A 2,081-nucleotide genomic window follows, 5' to 3' on the forward strand; every position below is an offset into this window, starting at 1 on the left:
TATAAAAAATTGCTAGTTTTGGTTAACACAAAGTTGGTTGCTTCTTTGCTGGCTTCCGATTTTCCTTCGGAAAATCCTCGCCCCCAAACACGCAACTTTCCATACACGAACACGTTGTACGCAATGAAGAAAAACTTACTTACAATATTTATTCTAACTTTTACAATTTTAGCTTGTAAAGAAAATTCATCAGAAAATAAACTGAATGAAACCATTGAATATTATGCAAATAATCCAAAAGTAGTTTTCAAAAAAACAATTCATCAAACGGACTTTGATAGTATTTACTTTTACTATGACAACGGTAAATTATTTAAAGAAGGTAAACAAAATAAGGAAAATAAAATATTCGGAATTTGGAAACTATATGACAAAGAATCCAACTTAAGAGAAATTAGAGAATGGTTCATTATCAATGACCACTCACTAATTAATAGAGTTTGGTTCTTAGACAAAAATGGTGACACTTTAGCTTGGAATTATGAAAACTCAACTTTTGACCAAAAAGAGTTTGTAAATGACACTCTGGATATCCGAGCTAGTTCCTATGATATATTTGATTTCAATAAAGATACAATTTCAATAAATGAACCTGTCAGAGCAATCGCTTATTGTAATTCTCCACAAATAAGAGAATATAATTCACAAATAAGAATTTTTTTAAATTGTGAGAGCGAAAACTTAAAATCTCCTTTTCCAAATGACAGTATTTTAAGAACTGATTATTATGAAAATTTATCAAAAGACACTATAAATCAAAAATGGTTTTCTGGCATCGACCCAAAAAAGTATAAATATGTCGCAGTTTTTGGTGCTAGATTTAAAACGACTGGTGAGAAACTATTGAGAGGATATATGGAAGAATATGCTATCGGACCTTTTAAAGACAATGATTATGACAGCATAACTTCTAGAAAATATTTTGAAAAACGGATTTACGTAAAAGATGTTAAAAAATAAATCACTGCGTACAACACCGTGTAAAAATAATTGCTTGGTTCTCGCCTACTTGGAAAATCCTACGGATTTTCCTCTGGTTCGTTCCATTTTTGCTAAATTAGTTGCTTAAACACGCAACTATCCTTACACATAAACGTTGCAAAACATTTGGGGGAATGGGGGAAGGAAATTATTAGGAGAATGGAACTAAGAAAAAAGCAAGTGAGCGGATAATATTATTAGCGGATGAACAATGGCCTTAACGGGAAGTTTTGTTCGGTATGGTGAGCAGTGCTACCATACCCTTGATGAAACTAATAATGTTTAAAACTCACTTGCTTATATTTAAAAAATATGAAAGACTTTAATAAATCGGATATTCCTGCATTGGACTTTATAATAGACCAATGTTTAAAAACGGGGTTTAGCGTAAATGCAAACGACTTAGTGGATTCTGGACACATAAAACTGACCGACGAAAAAGGATATAGTTCACTTACGACTGAATTTGATGTTACGCAAGAATTTACAAGATATTTAGGAATATTAGATAAGTACAAGGTTTGTGAGTGTTCTTTTGCTGAGGATGCTGAATTTGCATCATCCAATTCTAGGACATTTAATTTCCAAAAACAAGGTGGATTCAAAGCTTTGTACAAAGACTTAAAAGAACAACGTAAGCGTGATAAATTAGATTTTAAAAAAACAAAAACTGATTTAAAATTGGCAAAGAAAACACTAAATGAATTTCCTAGGACAAAATTTTTAGCTTGGGGGGGATTCATTATTGGAGTTCTCTTATTGTTGAAAGAATTATATATAGCAATATACAAATGAACTGTCCGATTAGAAGAAATCGTATTTGTTGTTTGTCTGATTTAAAAAATCGCATGGAAATAAAAAACGTTTTGCAACACCGTGTATATCACATTGCTTGGTCAGTGCCTATTTGGAATATCGCAGAATTTAGGTTCTGTGTCCGCAATCGCCTTCCCAAGTCAACGCAACGTGCCATACACATGCACGTTGGCAGTAATTTGAGAGCAACCATTCGAAAGAACATTTTGAACTATGAAAAAACGGATTTTTAAAATATTAAGTATAATAATCGGACTTGTTATCATCTTAACTATTTACATAAA

3 protein-coding genes are annotated in these 2,081 nt (G+C 31.9%); all 3 read left to right on the forward strand.

Features of this window, described 5'->3' with window-relative positions:
- Nucleotides 1–960 (forward strand): hypothetical protein (locus tag CDH50_RS14960; RefSeq protein ID WP_100613099.1); only part of this gene is annotated, 960 nt, incomplete at its 5' end.
- Nucleotides 961–1,293: 333 nt separating this feature from the next.
- Nucleotides 1,294–1,776, forward strand: a complete 483-nt coding sequence (locus CDH50_RS14965; RefSeq protein ID WP_100613101.1) for a hypothetical protein — start codon at nucleotides 1,294–1,296, stop codon at nucleotides 1,774–1,776.
- 53 nt (nucleotides 1,777–1,829) lie between these two features.
- Nucleotides 1,830–2,030, forward strand: a complete 201-nt coding sequence (locus CDH50_RS14970; RefSeq protein WP_100613102.1) for a hypothetical protein — start codon at nucleotides 1,830–1,832, stop codon at nucleotides 2,028–2,030.
- Nucleotides 2,031–2,081: the final 51 nt, after the last annotated feature.

Origin of the sequence: Confluentibacter lentus (assembly GCF_002806995.1) — a bacterium.
In the GTDB taxonomy this organism is placed as follows: Bacteria; Bacteroidota; Bacteroidia; order Flavobacteriales; family Flavobacteriaceae; genus Confluentibacter; species Confluentibacter lentus.